A 22,561-nucleotide genomic window follows, 5' to 3' on the forward strand; every position below is an offset into this window, starting at 1 on the left:
ATATTATTCAAGTATGCAAAACATAGGGATTGCAAGCAGAAGCACCGGCTTCTCACCTGACTGGTAATATGCCAGCTGGTTTTGATCTCAATGCTTTATGAATGTTATAATTCATGAACGTTGATCAAACACGGGGTGTCGGGAGTTACCGGCACCCCTTTTTTATGGAGAACCGCAATAAAGAAATTGCCTAAGAAGATCCGGAGGTGGAGTATTATCAGTAAGGAACATATGATCAATGATGAAATTCGGGCCAAAGAGGTTCGGTTGGTTGGCGCGGAAGGCGAGCAAATCGGAATTAAGCCGATCCGCGAGGCGTTGCAGATGGCGATTGATCTTAATCTGGATTTAGTCAACGTAGCACCGCAGGCGAAACCGCCGGTATGCCGCATCATGGATTACGGCAAGTTCCGTTATGAAACGCAGAAGAAAGAGAAGGAAGCACGCAAAAACCAGAAGATCGTGGACATCAAGGAAGTCTGGTTCCGTGCTAACATTGAGGAACATGATTATCAAACCAAGTTCCGCAATGTCATCAAGTTCCTGGGCGAAGGCGACAAAGTGAAGTGCTCTGTCCGTTTCCGTGGACGTGAGATTACCCACGCTAGCATCGGCCAGAAGATCCTGGAACGTGTTAAGACCGAAGTGGAAGATATATCTGTTGTTGAGCGCCAGCCTAAGCTGGAAGGCCGCAGCATGATTATGATTTTGGCTCCTAAAGCCCAATAAACTGGAGTCACTTGCACAGCAATTTGGCGCCGCATAATATTCAAGGAGGAAACACCATGCCTAAAATGAAAACACACAGCAGCCTGAAAGGCCGCTTCAAAATTACCGGATCTGGTAAAGTACTGCGTTATAAAGCTCACAAGAACCACTTGCTGTCCCACAAATCGAAACGCGCAAAACGCGTATTGAACGGCAATCCAGTAATGGCCCCTGGGGATGTAAGACGTTTGAAACAAGGACTAGCTAACTTGAAATAGTTTATCACACATTTTTGGGAGGTTTATTAATATGGCAAGAGTTAAAGGCGGATTTGTAGTTCGTCGTAGACATAAGAAAGTATTGAAATTGGCAAAAGGTTACTTCGGTTCTAAGCACCGCATTTTCAAAACAGCTAACGAGCAAGTAATGAAATCGATGGTTTACGCTTACCGTGACCGTCGTCAGACTAAACGTAACTTCCGCAGACTGTGGATCGTTCGTATTAACGCAGCAGCTCGTTTGAACGGCCTGTCCTACAGCAAGCTTGTATTCGGCCTGAAATTGGCTGGAGTAGAAGTGAACCGTAAAATGCTGGCTGACCTGGCAGTAAACGACCTTAACGCATTCAACTCCCTGGCTGTTGTGGCCAAAGAGAAGATCAACGCGTAAGTGTTATAATTAACCGAAAAGCACCGCCTGCGGGGTAACCCGTGTGACGGTGCTTTTTTTGTGCGGCTTGGTCCGGCAGCTTCTGCCCGGCTTATTCCCAGTATTTGCTGGTGTTCAGCAGTGAGGCGAGTTTTTTGCTGCTGGCCCGTCTGATCTTACGTAATTCAGAACGTTCATTGGCGGATTCGCTGATCAGCTTCTCTTCGTCGGTTTCTGGAATGATGGCCGGGACAGGGGCTGGAGTACCGTCTTCTTCGACAGCCACAAAGGTGAGGAACGAAGTAGCGGCAACTATGCGCTCTCCGGTATAGAGGTTCTCAGAGATGACTTTGACGAATACTTCTATGCTTGTACGGCCTGTCCAGGAGACGAAGGACTCGAAGCAGACGGAGTCTGTAGGACGGATCGGCTGGAGGAAGTCAACGGAGTCCGTGGATGCTGTGACAACATTTTTACGGCAATGACGCATAGCTGAGATGGAGGCAACTTCATCTATAGTGCTCATCAGCTTGCCGCCGAACAGTGTCTTATGATTGTTGACATCATTCGGGAAAACACGGCCGGTCTTGAAGACGCGGGATTCCCGGCTGTATTTGAAGGACGGCGTTTCTTGAAGAGGATTTAGTTCATTCATGGTTTCAGTACTCCCTTTTCTTACAATATGTAAGCATTTATGATAATAGAATTTCTATCTGTGTGCAATAATATTATAGTCTACAGTGCGCTTCTTCAGCCAATTCGGAACTTTTCTAACATATTATGACCGTAAAGGTTACGTACGATGTTAGAGGAAGCGTTTTCTTGTGAAAAAATGCAAATTATTATTGACCTGAGGTCATTTATAGACTGGATTTTAGGTTTTTTTACAGTTATAATTTGATCTAATGGTATGTCCAAGCAGAAGACAGAAGACATCCAATTTCATAAGGGGGATCACAATCGATGAAAAAGTTTTTGAAATCGTCGCTCGTATTGTTGACGGCTTGCACTGTCGTTCTGGCAGGATGCGGAAACAACAATAACGCAAATTCAGGAAATGCAGCAAACGGAGACAAAGGTACTAACGCCGGAACGGCAACTAATGCACCAGCTGAAGCTCCTAAGTCCGATGTAAAGATCGGCCTCGTTACAGACGTAGGCGGAGTAAATGACAAATCGTTTAACCAATCCGCTTGGGAAGCACTGCAGGCTCTTGAAACAGAATCCGGTGCCCAAATTAAATATCTGCAAAGTAAATCCAATGCCGATTATGAGCCTAACCTTAACCAATTCGTAAAAGGCGGCTATAACCTGACTTGGGGTATCGGTTTTGACCTTGGTGACGCATTGCTTAAAGTAGCTAAAGAAAATCCGGATGCCAACCTGGCCATCATCGACAGTGTAGTTGATGCTCCTAACGTTGAATCCGTAACTTTCGCTGAAAATGAAGGTTCCTTCCTGGTTGGTGTAGTTGCTGGTCTGACTACCAAAACTAACAAAGTAGGCTTCATCGGCGGTATGGAAAGCCCGGTTATCAAACGTTTCGAAGTTGGCTTCAAAGCCGGCGTAGAAGCTGTTAACCCTAACGCAACAGTAACCATTACTTATGCAGGTGCATATGACAAGCCTGATACTGGTAAATCCCTGGCTGCTACTTTGTATGATGCCGGCAACGACATCATCTTCCCTGCTGCCGGTGCAACTGGTAACGGCGTATTTAACGAAGCTAAATCCCGCAACGATGCAGGCGGCACTAAAGTATGGGTTATCGGCGTAGACAAAGACCAATCCCTGGAATTTGGCGATGACGTTACCCTGACTTCCATGATCAAGCGTGTTGATGAAGCGGTTAAGAAAGTTTCCCAGCAAGTGGTTGACGGAACATTCAAAGGCGGCACTACAACCGTACTGAGCCTGAAAGACAACGGTGTAGGCCTTCCAGAAACATCCAAAGCTAACGTTTCTGCTGAAATCCTGGCTAAAGTTGACGAGTACAAACAACAAATCATTGACGGAAAAATTACTGTTCCATCTGAGTAAACTGATTTGATTTAATGTCATTCACGTCACCATATTACAAGAAACAAGGCCGGTTCTTAAGCTGGCCTTGTTCCCTGTTACAAAAGCGGTTAATCTAAACACAGCCTGCCGCCCTGCGAGGGGTGGCATGGCCGTGTCTATAAGGCAATGATATATATTCTGTGATGAGGGTGATTCCATGAGTGCTGCGGCTCCTGTCGTAGAGTTGAAGCAAATCACAAAACGCTTTCCCGGTATTGTCGCGAACGACGCTATTAGTCTGACGCTGGAAAAAGGGGAGATTCATGCACTGCTTGGGGAGAACGGAGCAGGCAAATCGACCTTGATGAATATCGTATTCGGACTATACCAGCCCGATGAAGGCAGCATCGAAATCGACGGGAAACCGGTTATTATCGATAACCCCAATAAAGCTATTGAGCTTGGCATTGGTATGGTTCACCAGCATTTCAAGCTTGTTGATCCTTTTACGGTAACCGAGAACATTGTTCTTGGCATGGAACCCAAAAAAGGACTTAAAATCGACTATAAATCCGCCGCGGAGCAGGTTCGTAAGCTATCTGAACAGTACGGACTCCAAGTAAATCCGAACGCAAAAATTCATGATATTTCGGTCGGTATGCAGCAACGGGTAGAAATTATGAAGACCCTGTACCGCGGAGCGGATATACTTATATTCGACGAGCCTACCGCTGTACTGACGCCGCAGGAAATTACGGAACTGATGGCGATAATGAAGCGGCTCGTTGCAGAGGGCAAGTCCATCATACTTATTACACATAAGTTGAAAGAAATTATGCAAATTTCTGACCGGGTTACCATTATCCGCCGGGGTAAGGTGATTGATACCGTAAAGACTGCGAATACGAATCCGAACGAACTGGCTGAAAAAATGGTCGGACGTGATGTAACATTCAAGGTGGACAAGCGTCCTGCGCAGGTGGGAACCAGTGTATTGAAAATGACGAATGTCCAGAGCAAGAACAAAGATGGTGTGTCTGTGCTTAACGGACTTAACTTTGAAGTGAAAGCTGGTGAGATTCTCGGGATTGCGGGAGTCGACGGCAACGGACAAAGCGAGCTGATCCAGGCAATTACAGGACTCCGCAAGATTGATTCCGGTTCAATCACTGTTTCAGGCAAAGAGATTGCCAATCTTTCTCCACGTAAAATTTCTGAAATGAATGTGTCCCATATTCCGGAGGACCGCCATAAACACGGACTGGTGCTTGATTTTACCGTCAGTGAGAATATGGTTCTGGAGACGTATTATAAGAGTCCCTATAACCAGAGCGGATTCCTGAAGCAGGATGTCATTGATAAGCATGCTGAAGATTTGATTAAGCAATTTGACGTACGTACGCCATCTATTGAGAATAAAGCCCGTTCGTTGTCAGGCGGTAATCAGCAAAAAGCGATTATTGCGCGGGAAATAGACAAAAATCCGACACTCCTGATTGCGGCTCAGCCTACGCGCGGTCTTGATGTGGGAGCGATTGAATTCGTACAGAAACAATTGATTGCCCAGCGTGATCAAGGCAAGGCTGTACTGCTGATTTCTTTTGAGCTTGATGAGATTATGAACGTATCCGACAGAATTGCCGTTATTTATGAGGGCCAGATTGTCGGCGAAGTATTCCCGCAGGATACCAATGACCAGGAACTGGGTCTGATGATGGCGGGCAGCTTGAAACAGGGAGGAAAAGCGGGTGCATAGACTTAAAAAAATCTTCGCGACAGACAGCTATATAGTGCCTATTGTCGCGATCATTATGGGCTTCCTGGTCGGAGCTGTCGTAATGCTGATCGGCGGGTATGATCCTATCGCCGCCTACTCCGCACTGTTCAAACGCGTATTTGGCAGCCCGTATGACTTCGGCGAGGCGGTACGTGAGATGACGCCACTGATGTTTACAGGTCTTGCCGTAGCCTTTGCCTTCCGCTCAGGGATGTTTAACATCGGTGCGGACGGACAGGTACTGATCGGAATGACAGCAGCTTCCGTTGTCGGCATTAAGCTTGCAGGAACACCTTCATTCCTGCTGGTGCCGCTTGCTGTTATTGCCGCCGGTCTTTGCGGCGGGATTTGGGCAGGGATTGCCGGATATCTAAAAGCAAAGCGCGGCATTAATGAAGTTATCACTACCATCATGCTTAACTGGATCGCACTGTATTTGTCCAATTATATTGTTAAACATTTTCTGCTGCTTAAAGGGCAGAACCGTTCGGTGGATAATCCAGCTTCGCTCTCCATGACATTCTTGAATTCGCTGTTCGATAATGCCCGTGTACACTGGGGCACGGCTCTTGCGCTTTGTGCCGCGTTGTTCTTCTATGTTTTCTTGTGGAAGACCAAGCAAGGGTATGAGATGCGTGCGGTTGGGCTTAACCCGCATGCCGCAGAATATGCAGGCATGAACGTCGGACGCAACGTAGTGAAGGCCATGTTTATCAGTGGTGCTTTTGCGGGTCTGGCAGGGGCAGGAGAGGTGCTTGGCGTGTTCCATTACCAGTCCATCTTTGCGGCGTCACCTGGCTACGGCTTTGACGGCATTGCAGTAGCACTGCTGGGGCTGACACATCCGCTGGGTGTTATTCTGGCGGCAATTCTGTACGGCATGCTGACCTACGGTTCAGCAGGTATGAGCTTTGGTGCGGATGTTCCGCCGGAACTGATCCGTATCGTTATTGGCTCCATCATATTCTTTATTGCGGCACAAGGAATTGTACGCTGGGTGCTTAAACCGTTCTACTTCAAGCGCAAGAAAGAGAAGGTGTTATAGATGGATTTGCAGACGTTAGGACAGCTGCTCAATACAACGCTTGTGTTTTCCACGGCGCTCATTTTTGCCGCACTTGGCGGCATCTTCTCTGAACGCTCCGGTGTAGTTAACATCGGTCTTGAAGGGTTAATGATGTTTGGTGCGTTTGCCGCTGCAGTGGGCGGATATTATGCCCAGGATGCAGGCATGGGAGCTTGGGCTCCATGGGTTGGTGTGGTTTGCGCGATGGCAGTTGGTGTTATTGGCTCACTGATTCATGCGGTAGCTTCAATAACGTTCAAGGCGGACCAGACAATCAGCGGTACAGTCATCAACTTCCTGGCTGCGGGCAGTACGCTTTATATGGTTAAGCTGTTTTTTGAGGGAGCCGGTGAAACTCCATTGCTGGAAGGTTTCAAAAAAGTTCCTGTTCCAGGGCTGTCCAAGATTCCGGTTATCGGTGAAGGGATTTTTAATTCCTATCCGACTACGTATTTAGCGATTGTGCTCGTTATCGTTATTTATTTTGTATTGTTCAAGACTCCGTTCGGACTTCGTCTGCGGGCTGTCGGTGAACATCCGAGTGCTGCCGATACTCTGGGCGTCAATGTCAACAAGATGAGATATATCGGCGTTATGCTCAGCGGTCTGCTTGCCGGAATTGGGGGCGCAACGATCACCTTGACGACTACGGGGACCTTTGCGCACAATACGATTTCCGGTCAAGGCTTTATCGCGATTGCTGCCATGATCTTCGGGAAATGGAATCCGCTGGGTGCCTTCGGGGCTGCAGTATTCTTCGGATTCTCACAAGCGATCCGCAACTATGTACAGCTGTTCGAATGGTCTAAGAGCATTCCGCAGGAATTCATTTTTATGATTCCTTATGTTCTGACGATTATTGTTCTGGTGAGTGCTGTAGGACGGTCTGCTGCACCTAAAGCATTGGGTGAGCCATACGACCCTGGTAAGCGGTAATTTGAATTTCAACGAATGGCAAAATAAGTACAGAAGCGCATGTCCTATAGGACATGCGCTTTTTTTATGTTTTTTAAGCGGACATGGAGATGTTAACCTGCTACACCCTTGAAGCAGGGACAGGTGTACAGGCGAACTGCTGCTTCACCGAATAGACTGAGTTGAACCTTAAGCGAATATGCAGGAATTCAAAACTAAGTTAATGCTTCCGAAGCCAGTTTTGTACGAAGTGAATCAATGAGGCTCAGCTCACAAAACTAAGTTAATGCTTCCGAAGCCAGTTTTGTACGAAGTGAATCAAAGAAGCTCAGCTCACAAAACTTTTAGGAGGGATTTTATGGCACATCCGGTTACAAAGAAACAGGTAATGAAGCTGGTCGGCAAAAATATTGTTGCAGTAAAAAAAGACGGTTCCAAGGTAATGGGCAAGCTGCTGCGCGTTTCGGGAAACCGTCTTATTCTCCAACGTGTCAGCGGTAAGAAAGTGCAAACCAAAGCATTGATTCCGCTGGTGCTGTTTGATTTGCTTGCTGTCGGTACAGCTCCGTATGCCTACGGTCCATATGGCTATGGCGGGGGCGGGCCTTACGGAGGCTATGGACCGGGACCCGGCTATGGCGGTTATGGACCAGGCCCGGGTTACGGCGGAGTTCCGTATCCTCCGATCGGATTCTTTTAAAGAAATCTGGTAAACTGCTTTTCGAACTCATAACAATAGTTCTGGGGTTGATAACGGGCTACGCTGTAGCCCAATTTTTCATAAAAAGAAATTCCTGCCGCATTTCCTGTATCCACAGCTACCTTAGCCCGTTTGCAGCCGCGTGATAATGCAAATCGCTCCGCCCGGTCCATCAGCATATTCCCCCAGCGTTTGCGGCGCGCTGAAGGGGCTATGGCCAGCATGTCAATATAGAGCAAATCACCATGCAGCATGAAATGGACAAACCCCAGCGGATCGCTCTCATAGTCGGGACAAGCTACAAGAGTAACTCCTTGGCCTAAGCGCCGGGGCAGGTCTTTTCTGACCTGGCTGATTACGGTTTGCGGCAGATGCGACAACGGGACAAGCTGCTTTTCAATTAAGTCCATAATGACGCTGTCGTCCTGCTTGGGTCTGCGGTAACGAATCATAGAGCGCCCCCTTTCCACGCATTGTCGTACATCATATGCCTGAGTCGGTGTGGGCGTTACGGAAACCGTAGAACAACGTTTTGTGACAGTTTATGAAATAAGGGTATTGACTAACCGTGTGAGGAATCATATAATGTGTCTAAACATTTTAACGAATATACTTGCATCGGCGATGATGAGGACGAAGTTTTAAGGGCTCTTTTGCTCAGAGAGTGAGAGGATATGCTGCAACCTCCACCAGAATCCCTTATATACGAGCTCACCTCGGAGCTGTTTCCCTGAAAGGTTCACCGGCAAGAGTGGTGAAATTATTAGGGGGAATCGTTTAGTCCGCGTTACGGACTTCAGGTTACAGAGATTTGGGCCCTGCCTACATCGATGGATTTTTGTATCCTGATAAGGCGTTACATCGTGAGATGTAATGCAAACATGGGTGGTACCACGGAAGATCAACCTTTCGTCCCTCACGCGCTTCTTCTTTGGCGCGTGGGAGGCGGGAGGTTTTTTTGTTTAGAAAGTATATGTTGGGGACCTCCGCAAAGTATCTGAGCAACATCTAAGCAAAGCTCCACTTTGTGGGGATCATTTGTTGTCAGCCCCTTACTGTTGTATAAAAGACGGTCCGTCATTTGCATAATGAATGTTAACTATTGAAGGGAGGAATACTGATGAGCGCGCAAACACCGGAAGTGCGGTCTACAGAAGAATTACGTGAGAAGTGGAAGAATCCTGAGGTGATTACGGGTTCCGAAGTCCTGCTGCGCAGTCTGGTTTTGGAAGGTGTAGACACTGTATTCGGATACCCGGGCGGAGCGGTACTGTATATATACGATGCGCTTCACGGATTCGATGATTTCAAACATATTCTAACCCGTCATGAGCAGGGTGCGATTCATGCAGCAGACGGTTATGCCAGAGCAAGCGGAAAAGCGGGCGTATGTATCGCAACCTCCGGCCCCGGAGCAACAAATCTTGTTACCGGAATCGCCACAGCTTTTATGGACTCGGTTCCGCTCGTGGTGATTACCGGGAATGTCTTTTCGAGCCTGATTGGAACGGACGCATTCCAGGAAGCGGATATCACCGGTATAACCATGCCAATTACGAAACATAGCTACCTGGTGCGGGATGTTGAGGATCTTCCGCGTATTATCCACGAAGCGTTCCATATTGCGAATACTGGACGCAAGGGTCCGGTGCTGATCGACATTCCGAAGGATGTATCGGCCGCGAAGACGTTATTTACACCAGTGCAGCATCAGGGAGTGAACCTCCGCGGCTATAACCCGCGAACCACGCCTAACAAGCTTCAGCTGGATAAGCTGATTCGTGCGATTTCGGCAGCTGAACGTCCAATTATTATTGCAGGCGGAGGAGTTATCTACTCCGGGGCGCATGAAGCGATGTATGAATTTGTTAAACGGACGGAAATCCCGATTACAACCACTTTGCTCGGCCTCGGCTGCTTCCCGAGTGCAGATGATCTCTGGATGGGAATGCCTGGTATGCACGGAACCTATACCGCCAATAATGCCATACAGCAATGTGATTTGCTGATAAATATCGGCGCACGGTTTGATGACCGCGTTACTGGCAAGCTGGACGGCTTTGCACCAAAAGCGAAGATTGTCCACATCGATATTGATCCGGCGGAAATCGGCAAAAACGTTACCCCTGATATTCCAATCGTCGGTGATGTAAAGACGGTTCTGGAAATGCTCATTCCAGATGTGACGCGTGCAGCAAATGCGGATGCCTGGAGAACACAGATTGCCCAGTGGAAGCTGGACCAGCCGCTTCGCTACAATGATTCTGATACGGAGCTCAAGCCGCAATGGGTCATTGAAATGATCAATGACACCACAAAAGGCGAGGCTATCGTAACTACAGATGTAGGACAGCATCAGATGTGGGCAGCACAGTACTACAAATTCAACCATCCGCGCTCCTGGATTACTTCCGGCGGTCTTGGAACTATGGGCTTCGGCTTCCCGTCAGCTATCGGAGCGCAAATGGCGCATCCGGAACGTCTGGTAGTATCCATTAACGGAGACGGCGGCATGCAGATGTGTTCCCAGGAACTGGCCATTTGTGCAATTAATAATATACCTGTCAAGATTGTAGTTATTAACAATCAGGTTCTGGGTATGGTACGGCAGTGGCAGAATCTCATTTATGAGAAACGTTACAGCTATACCGATCTTGCCGGCAGCCCGGACTTCGTAAAACTGGCTGAAGCTTATGGCGTTAAAGGACTACGGGCAACGAACAAAGAAGAAGCAGGCGCAGCGTGGAAGGAAGCACTGGAAACGCCGGGACCCGTTCTGGTAGAATTCGTTGTTCCCAAAGACGAAAATGTCTACCCGATGGTAACTCAAGGGTCAACCATTGATCAAATGCTGATGGGGGATGAATGACAGTGATGAAACACACGATTTCTGTGCTTGTGAATGACCAGCCGGGTGTGCTGCAGCGGGTATCTGGCTTGTTCGGACGCAGGGGCTTTAATATTGAGAGTATCACCGTTGGACAGTCTGAAGAGATTGGACTGTCCCGGATGGTCATCGTTACACTCGGTGACCAGCATACGCTAGAGCAGATCGAGAAACAGCTTTATAAGCTGATTGATGTTATCAAGGTCGTGGATCTTGGCTCTAAGCCGATGGTTGCCCGTGAGCTGGCACTGATTAAAGTCAAAGCCGAACCGGCTGAGCGTCCGGAAATTATGGGTGTAGTTGAAACCTTTCGTGCTTCTGTTGTTGATATTGGAGCAACAAGCCTACTCGTTCAGGTAGTTGGTGATACGCAAAAGATTGATGCAATGATTGAACTGATGAAGCCTTACGGCATTAAGGAACTGTCCCGCACAGGAGTGACCGCCATGATCCGCGGGAATGCCTAGTCGGTATAATTTACGGCTTTAACGAATTGCTGCTTGTTTGCATTAATTTGATAAGATTATAATGAACTTCCCGCGAAAGAGCGGGAACTTGAGGAGCGCCCAAAGCTGAAATCCGGGTCTCCAGCGCTCTTGAAGTACCCGCTCTTTACGATGGGTCCCAATTTAAAGGAGGATATTGACAATGGCAGTGACAACGTACTATGAACAGGATGCAGAACTCAGCGTTTTAAAAGGGAAGACAATTGCAGTAATCGGGTACGGCAGCCAAGGGCATGCCCAAGCGCAGAATCTGCGCGACAGTGGTCTTCAGGTTGTCATCGGCCTGCGTGAAGGTAAATCTTTCGAAACCGCCAAGAATGACGGATTTGAAGTATTGCCAGTAGCAGAAGCAGTATCCCGTGCAGATGTAGTACAAATTCTGATGCCGGACGAAACACAGGCATCCGTATATAAAAATGAAATTGAGCCAAACCTCAAAAACGGCGCGGCACTGATGTTCTCCCACGGCTTTAACGTGCACTTCGGCCAAATCGTTGCCCCTAAGGATGCAGACGTGCTGCTGGTAGCACCTAAATCCCCGGGCCACATGGTTCGCCGCACTTATGTTGAAGGCTTCGGGGTTCCAGGATTGATTGCCATCGAACAGGATGCAACCGGAAATGCCAAAGCAATCGGACTTGCCTATGCCAAAGGCATTGGCTGTACTCGTGCAGGAGTTATCGAAACTTCCTTCCGTGAAGAAACCGAAACTGACTTGTTCGGTGAGCAGGCAGTGCTTTGCGGTGGTGTATCCGCACTGATCAAAGCTGGTTTCGAAACTCTGACAGAAGCAGGATATGCTCCTGAAATGGCTTACTTCGAGTGTCTGCATGAGCTGAAGCTGATCGTTGACCTGGTGTATGAAGGAGGACTTGCCACTATGCGCGATTCCATCTCCAACACTGCCGAATACGGTGACTATGTAACTGGACCACGCATTGTTACAGATGAAACCAAAAAAGCAATGAAAGCTGTACTGACAGATATTCAACAAGGTAAGTTTGCCCGCGACTTTATCCTTGAGAACCAGTCCGGCCGTGCCTTCCTGACAGCAACCCGCCGCAATGAAGCTGCTCATCCGGTTGAAGTTGTCGGCAGCCAGCTGCGTGAAATGATGCACTGGATTAAGAAATAGGCTCATATACTTAATTTAGTAAGATAAACAATAGTGTAATCCTCAGATGCGGCCGTATTTTTTGCGGGCCGCATTTGAGGGTTTTAGCACAATCTTCAGGAGGTGCTCAGCTTGCGGAAAATATATGTGTTCGACACGACACTGCGTGACGGAGAGCAGTCGCCGGGTGTGAACCTGAATACGCGTGAGAAGGTGGAAATCGCCTACCAGTTAGAGAAGCTTGGAATTGACCGGATGGAAGCGGGTTTCCCCGCAGCATCACCGGGTGATTTGGCAGCGGTAAACGCGGTAGCCCGGGCGGTGAAGAATGTTACACTGATCGGATTGTCACGCTCCAGAGAGTCTGATATTGACGCGGTAAGAGAAGCACTGCAGGGAGCACAAGACCCTTGTATTCATATTTTCCTGGCTACCTCACCGATTCACCGTCAGCATAAGCTTCGGATGGATAAAGACCAGGTGCTGGAAACCGCCCAATCGGCGATCCGCTATGCGAAGAAATATTTCTCCAAGCTGGAATTTTCTTTGGAGGATGCAGGACGTACCGAGCGTGATTTCATGGCTGAGATGGTTGCCATGGCCGTTCGCGAAGGAGCAAATGTGGTGAACATTCCTGATACGGTTGGTTACCTGAATCCTTCGGAATATGGGGCGATTTTCAAATTCCTGAAGGACACCGTGCCGGATATTGAGAAGGTTCAGCTTAGTGCCCATTGTCATAATGACCTGGGCATGGCTACCGCCAATACACTGGCCGCAATCCAGAACGGTGCGGATCAGATTGAGGGTACCATCAACGGCATCGGGGAGCGCGCCGGCAACACAGCGATTGAAGAGGTGGCTCTGGCGCTCGAGACTCGCAGCGAATTTTTTGGCGCCAAGACTTCGCTTGTCCTGTCGGAAATCTCCCGTACCAGCCGTCTGGTCAGCAAGCTGACCGGGATGGCCGTGCCGGGCAACAAAGCTATTGTTGGAGCCAATGCCTTTGCGCATGAGTCAGGTATCCATCAGGATGGAATGCTTAAGGAGAAGACAACCTACGAAATCATGACGCCGGAAACCATCGGCCTGAAAGAGAGCAAGCTGGTGCTGGGCAAGCATTCCGGCCGTCATGCTTTCCGTGATAAGCTCAGCGATCTGGGCTACGATGTGCCGGAAGAAGCATTGAACACCGCCTTTGCGAAGTTCAAGGATCTGGCGGATAAGAAGAAAGAGGTTTCCGACGAGGATATCCTGGCACTGCTGGAGGAAAAGTTGGGGGATACGCCGGAGATTTTCAGCCTGCAGACTATATATGTAACTTACGGCAATGAAGCTGTTCCTACGGCAAAAGTTGTCATCAAGGGCCAGGAAGCCGAACCGATTGTCGCAACGGCTGAAGGCAACGGTTCTGTAGACGCAATTTATAATGCCATTGACCAGGCTACCGGCGAGGAAGTTACACTGGGTGACTATTCCATTAAAGCCGTCAGCAGAGGTAAAGACGCGCAGGGGGAGGTTCATGTCGTGCTGTCGCAGGGTGAAGTTGCCGCACAGGGACGCGGACTAAGTACTGATATTCTCGAGGCCAGTGCCCGAGCTTATCTGGATGCGCTCAACAAGCTGCTGGAGAAACGTAAGACGTATACACGGCGTGATCATGCGCAGTTGTAAACAAGTATAATTTTTTGCATAACTAATTAGATGAAGCCATCCCTTCAGAGGAGTCCTCTCTGCTGAAGGGGTGGCTTTTTTTGTGCATAATATTTGAAATTATTTATAGATTTGCGCATATTTGCTATTGGTTCATCAAATGGTTTTCCCTGTCTTATCAGTGACTTTAGTTGCCATAAAGAAAGTTAACTATCATAAAATCCCTAGAGACTTTGACTTTTTTGTGAAAAAAACAAGATATCTAACCAATTATACATAGGCTGTTCAGAAATTGTTCATGCGCGAAGAGTACAGTTAAGCCTGATAGATTATTCGGAGAAAAAGGAGACAACTGGAAATGTATAAAAAAAGAATGGCGGTCATACTTAGCTTACTTCTCATTTTCATACAAGGGGCTTACAGCTACGGTTTCAGCACCAAGGTCAATGCTGCGGAAATATCCGACAATATCATCACCAGTGTAACCATGGCCGTGTATGATAACGGCGTCCCTGTAACAGACGTTGTATATAAGCAGGGGGCTGAAGTGAAGCTTACCTATAATTGGGAGCTTCCGGATTCAACCTATAAGGGTGGTGATACATACAGCTTTGAGCTGCCCGACAAGTTTGTGCTTGCAAGTGACATAAATGGAACCCCTCTGATATTCGACGGCGTTCCGCTGGGTCATTTTGATGTCTTGAAGGGAAGTCCGAATAAAGTTGTTATGACCTTTAACGAAGATATTGAGCACTATTTTGGTGTGCACGGGTCTTTTACTATCAATACCAAGTTCGATAAAACCAAATTTACGGAAACGACCGTCCAGCAAATTGTGTTCCCGATCGACGGAGGCAATCAGACGGTGACGCTTACGTTTATTCCGGAGGTCACCTCTACCATTGTCAAGAACGGAGTTCCAACGGGCTCCAACAAGGATAACCTGAACGCCAAACAGATTATTTGGACTGTAGACGTGAACAAATTGCTGTCGAGTGTCCAAGGGGCGACGGTTAGCGATACCATTCCTGCCGGCCTTACGCTTGTGAACCCGCTGGACGTTAAGGTATATAACCTGAATGTGAAGCTGGATGGTTCCGTAACGCAGGGGGCGGAGCTTGATGTTTCACGATATGCTGTAACGACACCTGCCGGTAAGCTGAATGTTGCTTTTAATGATTCATCGATTACAGGGGCATACCGTATCCAATTTACTACGGACATCACGGATGCTGCCAAGACGAGCTTTACCAATAGTGCCGTCTTTAGTGGTTCCAATCAGGCGGCGGCTACAGCAACAGCCACAGTGAACGTATCGCAGGGCAGCTTTTTAAAGAAGACGTCCACCAGTTATAATTCGGCAACACAGGTAACCTACTGGGAGATTGATTACAACTACAATGAGCTGCAGCTTGCTCAGGCAGATGCTGTACTGAAGGATTATTTCAACAACACACAAGAGCTGGTGCCCGGCTCCCTGCAAGTGTTCCCGGTTAATTTCCTGACCAGCTCCAGCGGCACGGTAGGAACAACAGAAGCTACTAATTATGCAGTGAATGCACCTTCGGTCCCGGTCAGCGGGCAAAACGGATTTGAGCTTGCATTTACCAGCGATATCAGCGGCGCTTACAAAATTAAATATCAGATTAAAGCCGTTAACCGTGTGGAAGACAATGCGACAATCACGAATTCGGCTACTTCCGGAGCCACAACCGTAACAGGTACACGGGACATCGGTCAGGTAATCATCAGTAAAAAAGTAGCGGATTACAACTACCTTACCAAAACCGTCTCATGGTCGGTAACCATAAATGCCGATAGCTATCCGATGAATGAAGTGGTGGTTAAGGATGTATTTACGAACAAAGGACTAAAAATAGTGCCCGGCTCGATTGTAGTCAAGAAAGGTTCCGCTACGATCAACACAGGCCTTACTATTCAAAACCTGGATGAAACTGCCGGCTTCGACGTGGTATTCAGCTCACAGATTACAGGACCGTATACCATTACCTATGATACGTATTTTGATAACAACTGGCTTAGCTACAACTGGTTGAGCACAGCAGCCAAGTTCGAGAACAAGGCTACAGTGAACTGGAAAGATCCTGGTACTACAACAGTGAAGACTAAGACGGTAACCGCAGCCTTCGATCCGAATACTTCGGAAAAAGCGAACGGCTTCAAGAGCGGCGATTACAACGCGGTGAATAAGGAGATCACTTGGACCTTAGGCGTTAACTACAACCGTCAACCACTGGCTGATGCCAAAGTAACGGATGTACTGCAGAGCAATCAGCAGTATGAGCCAGGCTCTGTGGAGGTCTACAATCTGACTGTTGCCAAAAACGGCTCCCCCTCCCAAGGCACAAAGCTTACGCTGGGCACAGATTACACCGTGACCTATACAGAGAGCAGTAAGCTGCTGCAGGTGGATTTTAAGCATAATATTAATTCAGCCTACTACATCATTTTCAAAACAAACCTGCTGGGACAGCTCGTTGAGTCACCGACCCTTGTCAATACCGCCAATCTGTACAGCGGCACAACCCCTGAATCCAAGGATTTGACCGCTTCGCTGACGATTCCCAAAGCTGGAGAATTCGTGACTAAGAGCGGAGTACAGAGCAACACCAGAATAAAGTGGGCTATTCATATCAACAACAGCCAGTCTTTCATTGAAGATGCAAAAGTGACAGATGATCCAAGTGACAATCAGATTCTGCTATCCGATTCATTTAAGCTGTACCCGACAACTGTTAATGCAGGTGGTGATATTACTAAGGTGACAACACCGCTGTTGAAAGGAACAGATTATGATCTGGTCATCAGTACGGATGAGAATACCGGAAAACAGCAGTTCGTGCTTACTTTTATAACGGATATCGAGAAGGCCTACATTCTTGAATATGAGTCACTGATTGTGGCCAACAACAATGATAAAATATCCAACAGTGTGCGGCTCACCGGCAATAATTCGACCACGATCACCAAACAAAGCAGTAAAGAGATAACGGTGGCTCTATCGAGTGCAGACGGAGTGGGGACCGGAACCCGCAAGATATTAAATGTGGTAAAAAAAGATGCGGCGGAACAGGCGCTGCTGAGCGGAGCTACCTTTGCACTGTACCGTAAATCGGGTTCGACGGAAGTACTCTTTAATCAGCTGACAACGGATGCCAGCGGAACTGTTTCCTTCAAAAATCTCTGGCCCGGAAACTATGTGCTTCAGGAAGTCACGGCACCAGCCGGTTATGATCTCAATCCGACTAAGTTTGCTGTAATCTTCAACTCAACAACAGAAACAACAATGACGGTGACGGATAATAAGACAGTAACACCAACGCCGGTAACGACACCGACACCGACACCGACACCGACACCGACACCGACTGTAACACCAACCTCAACAGCAACACCGGCAGCGACAGTAACACCAACGTCGACAGCGACAGCAACGCCGGCAGCGACGGAACCACCGGCAGCGACAGCAACGCCGACATCGACAGCAACGGCAGCACCGACGCCTGCGGTAACACCAACCTCATTGCCGGGTTCGCTGCCTACGCCTTCGGCATCTGCGACACCGGTAGTTATTAGTACAGCAAAGCCTACGGCTTCTGTTACACCTGTGCCGGCATCAGCAACACCGACAGCAACACCTGCAGCCACACCGGGCCAGCCTACGGTTAGCAGCACTCCTGCTGCACCGCAAGCCACACAGGCAACTACAATTGTTGATGTTCCAATTGAAGGCGAGATCCCGCTGGGCGGCATTCCGAGCCTTGGAGACGAGCCGGGTCACGGGACGGTTACGATTACTCCAGACGGGAACTGGACGTATACACCGGATTCCGGCTACATTGGAAAAGATCAATTCACGATTGTTGTAACGGATGAAGACGGGAATGAAGAAGAGGTTGTTATTGAGGTAGCGATCGATGATGTACCGAAGGGTACGGTTACCGATACAGCCAATAACCCAGACGGCACACTGCCCGCAAAGCTTCCGCAGACCGGGGAGAGCAGTCCGCTACCGCTTTATCTGACAGGCGGAGGCCTAATTGCACTGGGTCTTGTTCTCGCCAGAAGATTCAAGACACGCACTAAATAGGTAGTAGTAATCGGCAGATAGGCTGCAGGATTACAGCAAAGACACCCGGGAACTCCGGGTGTCTTTGCTGTTGTATCTTAACAAAATGAATTCATGAAAAAATAAAGAGGTGTTATATGCTGAGATTAATATGCTTCCAGTTCTCGTACCAGTCTATGATATGGGACGGCAGCTCGATGTTCAGCTCACGGTTTAGCAGATTGCACAGCTTAGTATATTGCTGTTCTACCGCTATACGATCCCCCATACTGTCATAGACCTTCATCAGATCCAGATGGGCCTGCTCGAAATAAGGCTGGAGCAGAACGATGCGCTGATAGGTTGTAACAGCTGCAGGAAGCTTACCGCTGCTGACAAAAAATTCAGCCAGGCCGGTGGCTTGATGCAGCCAGATGGCACGCAGACGCTGACGCTCGCTTTCCGCCCATATATAGCCATAATCCCCTAAATAATCGCCGGAATAGAAATCTAATAGCTGCACATACTCCGTATAATTTTTTTCGTTAATTTCAGGCAGTGCTAGAATCCCCTTTTCCCACTCGACAGTATCAATCAGCAAGCCTACCGTTTCGAGTACATAGCCTTCATTGGCACTGTTGATCTGGAGCTCAATTCCCGATTGCTTCAGGCATTGCCGCACCTGATAAATCGTAGTGTAGAGAAGGGTGGAGGCTTTTTTATAATCCAATTCAGGCCATAGCCATTCAATCAGATAATCCTTGCTGATCAAGCGGTTTCGGTTATGGAGCAGATAGGCGAATACTTCCTGGGCCTTTAAGGTGCGCCAGCGGATGCTCTGTAACGGCTGTCCATCGAGCTCAAAGCGAATGGATTGCATACAGCGGAGCATAAGCTTAGATTGGTTCCCCAGCGTTACTTGAGCTTTGGCTGATTCCAGGCGCTGCAACGTCTTTTGCAAACGGTCACGGCGCACAGGTTTCAGCACGTAATCAAGGGCATTCAGCTCAAAAGCGTCCACAGCATAATCATTATAGGCGGTTACAAACACTATACTTGCCTCGGGACAAAGATTCTGCATAAGCTCGGCCGCCTGCATACCATTGATTTCCGGCATTTCAATATCCAGAAAGATTACATCAGGATCTAGGCCTGGTGCTGCACTTAGGGCTTCGCTCGGGTCTGTAAAAGCACCAGTAACCGTAACTGTGCCCAGTTCTTCCAGCATCAGCTGCAATTTCATAAGCGCCAGCCGTTCGTCATCGACTAGCAGGGCTTGAATCATAAGTGATTCCACCACCTCAATAAATATTCTTTGCTCCCGGAGAAGCCTGCGACTTGCTGAATGGAATAATGAAGCTGATTATAGTGCCCTTAAGAACTGTGCTTTCGATAGATAGTCCACGGCCATACATTCGCATCAGCCGTTTATCAGTGTTCTGCAGTCCGATCCCCCGTCCGGGTTCCAGAGGTCCGGTTAGCAATTGGGACAGAAGCTCTGCACGGATGCCAATACCATTGTCGGCAATGGTGACTTCATAACCCTCTCTGTGCTTCCTGACGGAGATTTCTACCCTGCCGCCTTTGGCACGGTTCAAAATTCCGTGTCTGACTGCGTTCTCAACGAGAGGCTGAATCGTTAACGGAGGAAGCAGGAAATGCAGATCCGGTTCGATAGACCAGGCGGTTTCCAGACGGCTATCAAAACGTTCCTTTTCGATATACAGATATGCCCTGACCAGCTCCAGCTCACGTTCTAACGGCACTAGAGGCTCAGCATTAAGGAAATTAAAGCTTAACCGCAAGTAGGAGCTAAAGGCATCAATTAAATCACTCATTCTTTCGGAATCAAAGGAGGCCAGCGCGGAAATGGAATTTAAGGTGTTGAATAGAAAATGCGGCTGAATTTGCGCCTGCAGATAAGCAGCCTCCACACGGAGCTGCCGGGAGACGGATTGTTTCAAATCGGTTAAAAAACGAACCCGCATCTGTAATTCCATCGCATTCACCGGCTTGCTTACATAGTCATTGGCCCCAGAGCCGAACCCGGTATAGATATCCTGTGGCTGGTTGCGGGCTGTAAGAAGCAGAACCGGCAGTTCTGTGACCGAGTAACGTTCACGGATCCGCCGGGTAAGCTCATACCCGGACATAACCGGCATCATTACGTCGGAGATGACCAGATCCCATGATTCATCATCCAGCAGCAGCAATGCTCCCTGCCCACTGGTAACGGTCACAATCTCATAATCTTCGGCGAGAAGAGCAGTGAGTATCTTTAGATTAACCGGATCATCATCCACCGCGAGAACTCTTGACTTGGATTGTGAATCAGAATCACCTATGCTATGATTCCGAACCAGCGCATAAGGGACCGAAGGTGCTTCTCCAGACTCGGGAAGGAAGACATCGTTTTTAAGAATGCTCTCTGCCGGCTCACCGGCCAATTGGAGAGTGAAGGTGAAGACCGAGCCTTCTTGTGGGCTTGAGACTACACTCAGGCTTCCGCCGTGCAGCTGAACCAGCTCTTTGCAGATGCTGAGTCCAAGACCGATACCGCCGCCCATGGCAGTCATACTGGAATCACCCTGCTCATAAGGCTCAAACACTCTTCGCTGTGTTTCCTGATCCATACCGATGCCAGTGTCCATAATATGAATACGGGCCGTTTGCTGGTGAATATCCGCATACACACTGATAGTGCCCTTCTCTGTATATTTAACGGCATTTTGCAAAAGATTGAACAGAATTTGGATAACTCTTTTCTCATCTCCTATTACATTAGGAAAGTTGTCTGGAATATCCATCTTTAGCTCGAGGGGTTTATCCCCAGTCATAAAGCGCAGCATGTCGATCACTCCGGAAGCCGCAGATTGAATACGGAGGCTTTCCAGCTTCAATTGGATATTGTGTTCGCGGAGCTGTGACAGATCCAGCAGATCGTTGAGCAGGAGGGACATACGGCGGCCAACGGTAATAAGCAGTCTCAGATCCTCGGCATTCTGCTCGTGCAGCGTGCTCTTTTCGCTGGACAGTACCGCTTCAGCAATATTTATAATGCCATGAAGAGGATTTTGCAGTTCATGTGAGGTATTGGCCAGAAAGTCATCCTTTTGCTTGATTGACCGCTGTAGGCTTACGGCCAGCGTGGCTGTCTGCTCCGCATTCCAGAAGAAGCGGCGGAACCAGAACGTGGCAAACGCTAAAAAGGCAAAAATCAGATCAAAGGGATAGAAGCTGAGCCCAAGTGTGCTATTGTTCTTGATAGATCCCCATATGGTGCTGCTGATGATACTGGTTATAGCCAGAAGCAGAAAGATCGTCCCTTCCTCATTTCGTATGAAGGATTTGTAGATGATGATAAAAATACCCACAGCTAAACACAGTAGCAGATGTCCGTATTGATGGCTCAGTACCGAAAAGAGAGTACTGCTGCTGGGAACGGCAATCAGCAGACCTCCAAATAATAAGGTAATAATGGCCAACACCCGCATCCACTTAAAGCGCTCATTCGGAAACAACAGCTGTTTGGCCAGAAGCAGCATGAAAAAAAACGTTCCCAAAAAAGCCAGCCGCAAGAGTTTGAGCGACCAGCCGTTGCTGATTGGCAGCCAGAGCATTAACAATCTGTCGTCATCCGATAAAATGCTGATTGCGGCAAAGATCACCATCAGCGTGAAATACAGTAATACCTTATGACGCGGGATGATCAGGTACAGAATGACGGCATAAGCGGCATGAAGCAGCAGCACGATGCAGACGGCAAGCTCCATTCCGATGGTAAGCAAGCGCTCCTTATGTATGGTCTGACTATTTCCGAACAAAACCGGACGCAGAATCCCACCTGAGTCGGTGTCAAAGTCGGCCACCTGCAGTACCAGTTCAGCTTCACCGTTGACAGCGTTGAAATATACTGGATAAGGGACAGCCCGGGCGGTGTATTCTTGCGCTGTTTCAGCAGGGATGCCTGAGTGACCTTCTATTTTGCCGTTTACATAAAGGGCTGAGGAAGAATTTATTTTGGGAAGAATTAATCCAATCCGCTGATCCGGCTGCTCCGTCAGAATCCGCAGACGATAGGTGGCATACCTGTAATCTTCCTGTTCCTGCTTCATCGCTCCTTTCCAACTGCCCGGTACGTGAATGTTGCTGGGGCTTTTCTCTGGAGAAACGGCGGAACGGTTACGACTGCCTGAAGGAAGCAGTGTACCAGGATAGATTTCCCACTCGCCTCTCAGACTGTAAATTTTGTCGTCTGAGAACGGGGTATCCCGCAAATCAAGTACACCGTGAACGGCCTTAAGGGGGAGCGGGAGCGGATGAATGCTAATCCACAGAAAACGCAGACCTGTAAGTCCCATTAGATAAAGTACGATTACCACAATAAGTTTTTTCTTTGTCATAGTGTTATTTTAGTTCGACAAACTCCGGGAGCATCCCTTCTACAACCTAGTATTCTTGATGTAGGATAGAGAATAAAGGATTTGAAATTACCTGAATTAAAAAAATATTAAATC

General features: G+C 48.3%; 17 protein-coding genes. 13 read left to right on the forward strand and 4 right to left on the reverse strand.

Annotated elements, in window-relative coordinates:
• Positions 1-231: 231 nt before the first annotated feature.
• Genes infC through rplT form a run of 3 tightly spaced genes read left to right on the forward strand, consistent with a single transcriptional unit; the run spans position 232 to position 1,377 of the window.
• A complete protein-coding gene (infC, locus tag QU597_RS06370; RefSeq protein WP_054939340.1) occupies positions 232-729 on the forward strand; it encodes a translation initiation factor IF-3 in 498 nt (165 codons plus the stop codon).
• A gap of 56 nt (positions 730-785) precedes the next feature.
• Positions 786-986 (forward strand): 50S ribosomal protein L35, encoded by a 201-nt coding sequence (gene rpmI / locus QU597_RS06375; protein ID WP_019912828.1) that lies wholly within the window; start codon positions 786-788, stop codon positions 984-986.
• A gap of 31 nt (positions 987-1,017) precedes the next feature.
• Positions 1,018-1,377, forward strand: coding sequence for a 50S ribosomal protein L20 (gene rplT, locus QU597_RS06380; protein ID WP_038587257.1), 360 nt, complete (start codon positions 1,018-1,020; stop codon positions 1,375-1,377).
• A gap of 91 nt (positions 1,378-1,468) precedes the next feature.
• On the opposite strand, the gene QU597_RS06385 is transcribed toward rplT, so the two are convergent.
• Positions 1,469-2,011, reverse strand: coding sequence for an acyl-CoA thioesterase (locus tag QU597_RS06385; protein ID WP_310831866.1), 543 nt, complete (start codon positions 2,009-2,011; stop codon positions 1,469-1,471).
• Between the two features lie 308 nt (positions 2,012-2,319).
• On the opposite strand from QU597_RS06385, the gene QU597_RS06390 reads away from it, so the two are divergent.
• From QU597_RS06390 to QU597_RS06410, 5 genes are all read left to right on the forward strand, one after another.
• Positions 2,320-3,396, forward strand: a complete 1,077-nt coding sequence (locus tag QU597_RS06390; protein WP_206103604.1) for a BMP family lipoprotein — start codon at positions 2,320-2,322, stop codon at positions 3,394-3,396.
• Positions 3,397-3,574: 178 nt separating this feature from the next.
• On the forward strand, positions 3,575-5,113 hold the full coding sequence (locus QU597_RS06395; protein WP_310831867.1) for an ABC transporter ATP-binding protein: 1,539 nt from the start codon (positions 3,575-3,577) through the stop codon (positions 5,111-5,113).
• Positions 5,106-6,179: an ABC transporter permease gene (locus tag QU597_RS06400; RefSeq protein WP_236336361.1), complete on the forward strand. Its 1,074-nt coding sequence runs from the start codon at positions 5,106-5,108 to the stop codon at positions 6,177-6,179. Before QU597_RS06395 ends, QU597_RS06400 begins: the two co-directional genes overlap by 8 nt.
• Positions 6,180-7,136: an ABC transporter permease gene (locus tag QU597_RS06405; protein WP_236336362.1), complete on the forward strand. Its 957-nt coding sequence runs from the start codon at positions 6,180-6,182 to the stop codon at positions 7,134-7,136.
• A gap of 337 nt (positions 7,137-7,473) precedes the next feature.
• Positions 7,474-7,815, forward strand: coding sequence for a hypothetical protein (locus tag QU597_RS06410; RefSeq protein ID WP_310831868.1), 342 nt, complete (start codon positions 7,474-7,476; stop codon positions 7,813-7,815).
• Here QU597_RS06410 and QU597_RS06415 read toward each other — a convergent pair.
• Positions 7,812-8,267, reverse strand: coding sequence for a GNAT family N-acetyltransferase (locus QU597_RS06415; RefSeq protein ID WP_310831869.1), 456 nt, complete (start codon positions 8,265-8,267; stop codon positions 7,812-7,814). The genes QU597_RS06410 and QU597_RS06415 overlap by 4 nt on opposite strands.
• 668 nt (positions 8,268-8,935) lie before the next feature.
• Here QU597_RS06415 and ilvB point away from each other — a divergent pair.
• The 5 genes from ilvB to QU597_RS06440 all read left to right on the forward strand — a co-directional run bounded on the left by ilvB (position 8,936) and on the right by QU597_RS06440 (position 18,086).
• On the forward strand, positions 8,936-10,684 hold the full coding sequence (gene ilvB, locus QU597_RS06420; RefSeq protein WP_054939348.1) for a biosynthetic-type acetolactate synthase large subunit: 1,749 nt from the start codon (positions 8,936-8,938) through the stop codon (positions 10,682-10,684).
• Positions 10,681-11,169 (forward strand): acetolactate synthase small subunit, encoded by a 489-nt coding sequence (ilvN, locus tag QU597_RS06425; protein WP_054939349.1) that lies wholly within the window; start codon positions 10,681-10,683, stop codon positions 11,167-11,169. Before ilvB ends, ilvN begins: the two co-directional genes overlap by 4 nt.
• Before the next feature lie 181 nt (positions 11,170-11,350).
• On the forward strand, positions 11,351-12,343 hold the full coding sequence (gene ilvC / locus QU597_RS06430; RefSeq protein ID WP_054939350.1) for a ketol-acid reductoisomerase: 993 nt from the start codon (positions 11,351-11,353) through the stop codon (positions 12,341-12,343).
• A 111-nt stretch (positions 12,344-12,454) separates the two neighbouring features.
• The gene (locus QU597_RS06435; protein WP_310831870.1) at positions 12,455-13,996 is read left to right on the forward strand and encodes a 2-isopropylmalate synthase; all 1,542 of its coding nucleotides are present in this window, start codon (positions 12,455-12,457) and stop codon (positions 13,994-13,996) included.
• 337 nt (positions 13,997-14,333) lie between these two features.
• Positions 14,334-18,086, forward strand: coding sequence for a collagen binding domain-containing protein (locus QU597_RS06440; RefSeq protein WP_310831871.1), 3,753 nt, complete (start codon positions 14,334-14,336; stop codon positions 18,084-18,086).
• A gap of 112 nt (positions 18,087-18,198) precedes the next feature.
• Here QU597_RS06440 and QU597_RS06445 read toward each other — a convergent pair whose 3' ends face one another.
• Together QU597_RS06445 and QU597_RS06450 are read right to left on the reverse strand one after the other, a co-directional pair.
• Positions 18,199-19,329, reverse strand: coding sequence for a response regulator (locus QU597_RS06445; RefSeq protein ID WP_310831872.1), 1,131 nt, complete (start codon positions 19,327-19,329; stop codon positions 18,199-18,201).
• Positions 19,330-19,345: 16 nt separating this feature from the next.
• The gene (locus QU597_RS06450; protein WP_310831873.1) at positions 19,346-22,447 is read right to left on the reverse strand and encodes an ATP-binding protein; all 3,102 of its coding nucleotides are present in this window, start codon (positions 22,445-22,447) and stop codon (positions 19,346-19,348) included.
• Positions 22,448-22,561 lie beyond the last annotated feature (114 nt).

It is taken from the genome of Paenibacillus pedocola (assembly GCF_031599675.1).
In the GTDB taxonomy this organism is placed as follows: Bacteria; Bacillota; Bacilli; order Paenibacillales; family Paenibacillaceae; genus Paenibacillus_AQ; species Paenibacillus_AQ pedocola.

Coding starts and splice junctions, on each gene's coding strand:
- infC (WP_054939340.1), top strand. CDS start 232: ATGATCAATGATGAAATTCGGGCCAAAGAGGTTCGGTTGGTTGGCGCG.
- rpmI (WP_019912828.1), top strand. CDS start 786: ATGCCTAAAATGAAAACACACAGCAGCCTGAAAGGCCGCTTCAAAATT.
- rplT (WP_038587257.1), top strand. CDS start 1,018: ATGGCAAGAGTTAAAGGCGGATTTGTAGTTCGTCGTAGACATAAGAAA.
- QU597_RS06385 (WP_310831866.1), bottom strand. CDS start 2,011: ATGAATGAACTAAATCCTCTTCAAGAAACGCCGTCCTTCAAATACAGC.
- QU597_RS06390 (WP_206103604.1), top strand. CDS start 2,320: ATGAAAAAGTTTTTGAAATCGTCGCTCGTATTGTTGACGGCTTGCACT.
- QU597_RS06395 (WP_310831867.1), top strand. CDS start 3,575: ATGAGTGCTGCGGCTCCTGTCGTAGAGTTGAAGCAAATCACAAAACGC.
- QU597_RS06405 (WP_236336362.1), top strand. CDS start 6,180: ATGGATTTGCAGACGTTAGGACAGCTGCTCAATACAACGCTTGTGTTT.
- QU597_RS06410 (WP_310831868.1), top strand. CDS start 7,474: ATGGCACATCCGGTTACAAAGAAACAGGTAATGAAGCTGGTCGGCAAA.
- QU597_RS06415 (WP_310831869.1), bottom strand. CDS start 8,267: ATGATTCGTTACCGCAGACCCAAGCAGGACGACAGCGTCATTATGGAC.
- ilvB (WP_054939348.1), top strand. CDS start 8,936: ATGAGCGCGCAAACACCGGAAGTGCGGTCTACAGAAGAATTACGTGAG.
- ilvN (WP_054939349.1), top strand. CDS start 10,681: ATGACAGTGATGAAACACACGATTTCTGTGCTTGTGAATGACCAGCCG.
- ilvC (WP_054939350.1), top strand. CDS start 11,351: ATGGCAGTGACAACGTACTATGAACAGGATGCAGAACTCAGCGTTTTA.
- QU597_RS06440 (WP_310831871.1), top strand. CDS start 14,334: ATGTATAAAAAAAGAATGGCGGTCATACTTAGCTTACTTCTCATTTTC.
- QU597_RS06445 (WP_310831872.1), bottom strand. CDS start 19,329: ATGATTCAAGCCCTGCTAGTCGATGACGAACGGCTGGCGCTTATGAAA.
- QU597_RS06450 (WP_310831873.1), bottom strand. CDS start 22,447: ATGACAAAGAAAAAACTTATTGTGGTAATCGTACTTTATCTAATGGGA.